Source organism: Proteus sp. G4380 (genome assembly GCF_963885725.1).
GTDB lineage: Bacteria > Pseudomonadota > Gammaproteobacteria > Enterobacterales > Enterobacteriaceae > Proteus > Proteus mirabilis.
In genome coordinates this window covers 1-3999 of the sequence record NZ_CAWPAV010000016.1, presented here as the reverse complement: position 1 = coordinate 3999, position 3999 = coordinate 1, and the positions used below count along the sequence as shown (strand labels likewise).

The following is a 3999-nucleotide window of genomic DNA, read 5'->3' as shown; positions in this document are numbered from 1 at the left end:
TTTAACAATAACCAGATCCTAACTAATGCCTTAGAAGAAAATAATTATCATTTTATTTTGTCTCTATTTGTTAAATTATTTTATGATATTTATTAACTTCTTTGTTGCTATTATTTATTATTTCCAACTAACTCATCACTTATTAATGAATAAATTGAAGACACCATCAAATATTTATTTAACCAACTGTATATAATATTTAGCTATAAGAAGAAACTGGAGGTTATATGAGTATTAGTCGTCGTTCTTTTATTAAGGGGATGGGTATAGGATGTGTTGGTTGTACGGTGGGAAGTTTGCCACCAGGGGCCCTCGCACTTAATCCAGTAACATCTCTTAAGGGTCAGTCTAAATTAACACCAAGTTTGTGTGAGATGTGTTCTTACCGTTGTCCTATAGAAGCTCAGGTTGTTAATAACAAAACTGTCTTTATCCAAGGTAACCGAAATTCACCACATCAAAAAACTCGAGTCTGTGCGAGAGGAGGCAGTGGTGTTAGCCTTATTTATGATCCGAAACGCATTGTAAAGCCCATGAAACGCAAAGGCCCTAGAGGTGCCGGAGAATGGGAAGTTATTAGCTGGGAACAAGCTTATACAGAAATTGCCGAAAAGATGGCAAGCATCAAACAACATTATGGTGCTGAAAGTATCTTTTTCTCATCAAAATCAGGTTCTCTTTCCTCTCATTTATTTCATTTAGCGGCGGCATTTGGGTCACCAAACACCTTTACGCATGCATCAACTTGTCCTGCGGGCAAAGCCATTGCTGCATCGGTAATGATGGGTGGTGATTTAAAAATGGATCTCGCAAATTCTAAATATATTCTTTCTTTTGGTCATAATCTTTATGAAGGAATTGAAGTTGCAGAAACCTATGAATTAATGACGGCACAAGAGCGTGGTGCAAAATTAGTCAGTTTTGATCCTCGATTGTCCGTTGTTTCCAGTAAAGCAAATGAGTGGTTTGCTATCCGACCAGGAGGCGACTTACCTGTTCTAATGGCCATGTGTCATATTATGGTAAAAGAAAATCTTTATGATAAAGATTTTATAGAAAAATTTACTGTCGGTTTCCCTCAATTGGTGGAAGTATTACAAGATACCACGCCTGAATGGGCACAAGCTCACTCTGATGTTCCCGCAAAAGATATTATTCGCATAACACGTGAAATTGCAGCTAAAGCTCCTCACGCATTAGTTATGCCAGGCCATCGCGCAACCTTTAATAAAGATGAAATTAATATGCGCAGAATGATCTTCACCTTCAACGCCCTGCTAGGAAATATTGAACGTGAAGGTGGCATGTATCAAAAGAAAGCTGCTGCAAAATATAATAAATTAGCGGGTATCGACGTTGCCCCTGAATTAGCTAAACCAACCGTTAAAGGCATGCCTAAAATTACGGCAAAACGCGTCGATGCTACAGCGCCTCAATTTAAATATATCAATAAAGGCGGCGGTATTGTTCAATCTATCATTGACTCCACACTCCATGGTGTACCTTACCAAACCAAAGCTTGGATTATGTCACGCCATAATCCATTTCAAACAGTAAGTTGCCGACCTGATCTAGAAAAAACAGCCCAAAAACTCGACTTAATTGTCAGTTGTGATGTGTATTTAAGTGAAAGTGCATCTTATGCAGATTATCTGTTACCAGAAAGCACTTATTTAGAAAGAGATGAAGAGATTTCTGATGTCTCTGGTTTAAATCCTGCTTATGCATTAAGACAACAAGTTGTCGAACCTATTGGTGATACCAAACCAAGTTGGTTAATTTGGATGGAATTAGGAAAAAAACTGGGGTTAGCAAGTTATTATCCTTGGGAAAACATGGGAGTTCGTCAACTTTATCAAGTTAAAGGGGATGAAAATCTCTATAAAGAGATCCACCAAAAAGGCTATTTATCTTATGGTATTCCGCTACTTTTACGTGAACCATCCTATGTAAAAGCCTTTGTTGCACAATACCCAGATGCTATCAAACATGTTGATAGTAACAATATGATGGAAAAATCTCTTTCTTTTAAATCACCAAGTGGTCTTATTGAGATCTATTCGGAAGAGTTAGAAAGTCTATTAGAGAATTATGGTATTCCTCGTTTCCATAACTTCCCATTAAAACAAAAAGATGAACTCTATTTTATCCAAGGAAAAGTCGCAGTACATACCAATGGTGCGACTCAATATGTACCTTTATTAGCAGAGCTAATGTGGAAAAATCCTGTCTGGTTACATCCTGATACCGCAAAAAGTCATGGAATTAAGCATGGTGATGAGATCATTTTAGAAAATAGCGTAGGCAAAGAGAAAGCCCATGCCTTAATTACCACAGGTATTCGTCCTGACACGGTGTTTGTCTATATGGGGTCAGGCTCTAAGACTGGCGAAAAAACGCCAGCAACCACAAATGGGATCCACTGCAGTAGTTTATTACCTCATGAAATTAGCCCTGTTTCAGGCACTGATGTACATACTTCAGGCGTCAAAATTAGTCTGGCTTAAGGAAAAAAATAACGATGAATAGCAACTCTAAACAATTTGTCATGCTACACGATGAAAAACGTTGCATTGGCTGCCAAGCTTGTACCGTAGCATGTAAAGTCATCAATGATATTCCTGAAGGATACAGCCGACTACAAGTACAAATTCAAGGCCCTCATAATGATGAGGCAGGAGATCCACATTACCAATTTTTCCGAATTTCCTGTCAACATTGTGAAGATGCGCCTTGTGTTTCTGTCTGCCCTACAGGTGCTTCATTTATTGATGAAAATGGCATTGTACAGGTTAAAAAAGAGCTCTGTATTGGCTGTGATTACTGTGTTGGTGCTTGTCCTTATCACGTTCGATATATCAATCCATTAACACACATTGCCGATAAATGTAATTTCTGTGCTGATACTCGACTAACAGAAGGTGAGTTACCCGCTTGCGTAACGGTATGTCCAACTGATGCATTGGCATTTGGTCGCATTGACTCACCCGAGATCCAAGCTTGGATCAAACAGAAATCCGTTTATCAATACCAATTAGATAATGTCGGAAAACCAAATTTATTCCGCCGTAAAGAGATCCATCAGGGAGATAAAGCATGACAAGTATCTGGGGAGCCGAACTCTATTATACGCCAGATTACTGGCCTGTATGGTTAATTGCAGCAGGTTTGATCATTGTCGCCATGATAGCCATATTGGTGCTACATGGTTTTTTACGTTATGCACTGGCACCTAAGCAAAGTGGTCACTATGAAGAAGAGCGTGTTTACTTATACTCTAAAGCCATTCGTTTTTGGCATTGGGGTAATGCCTTACTGTTCATTCTTCTATTAATCAGTGGATTGTTAGGCCATTTCTCTATCGGTAATGTTCCATCGATGGTACTACTACATAAAATCTGTGGTTTTATTCTCATCGCTTTTTGGATAGGTTTTGTTGTAATTAACCTAACCACAAATAATGGTGTACATTACAAAGTCAGACCACAAGGATTAATTGGACGCTGTATCAAGCAAGCTCGCTTTTATCTTTATGGTATTATGAAAGGTGAACCACATCCTTTTGCCGCGACTGCAACAGATAAATTTAACCCTCTCCAACAACTTGCTTACTTAGGTGTTATGTTTGGGTTAGTTCCACTACTTCTTATCACAGGCGTACTATGCTTATACCCTGAAGTCCTAGGTTATGGCTATTGGATGTTAAAAGTACACTTTATATTAGGCATCGTTGCACTCATGTTTATTTGTGCACACTTCTACTTATGTACTTTAGGCGATACCTTTACACAAACATTCCACAGCATGATTGATGGGCATCACCGACATCAAAAACATGGTGAAAGCACAACAACAAAAAATTGATTATCCCTTGTTGATAATTATTAATATCCTCATGCCTGCTTATCGAGCAGGCATTTTTACGTATTGGTATTTTTAGCTAAGATCACTGATACGTAAAAATACAGATTATTCTCCTATTCACTACGATTTTTTTAT

3 protein-coding genes are annotated in these 3999 nt (G+C 38.3%); all 3 read left to right on the top strand.

Annotation, left to right across the window (positions count from 1 at the left end; translation table 11 throughout):
• Positions 1-227 precede the first annotated feature (227 nt).
• Genes phsA through phsC form a run of 3 tightly spaced genes read left to right on the top strand, consistent with a single transcriptional unit; the run spans position 228 to position 3864 of the window.
• Positions 228-2507: a thiosulfate reductase PhsA gene (gene phsA, locus AACU98_RS00935; RefSeq protein WP_012368115.1), complete on the top strand. Its 2280-nt coding sequence runs from the start codon at positions 228-230 to the stop codon at positions 2505-2507.
• Between the two features lie 14 nt (positions 2508-2521).
• Positions 2522-3100 (top strand): 4Fe-4S dicluster domain-containing protein, encoded by a 579-nt coding sequence (locus tag AACU98_RS00930; RefSeq protein WP_161735348.1) that lies wholly within the window; start codon positions 2522-2524, stop codon positions 3098-3100.
• The gene (gene phsC, locus AACU98_RS00925; RefSeq protein ID WP_004248413.1) at positions 3097-3864 is read left to right on the top strand and encodes a thiosulfate reductase cytochrome B subunit; all 768 of its coding nucleotides are present in this window, start codon (positions 3097-3099) and stop codon (positions 3862-3864) included. The genes AACU98_RS00930 and phsC overlap by 4 nt, the downstream gene beginning before the upstream one ends.
• Positions 3865-3999 lie beyond the last annotated feature (135 nt).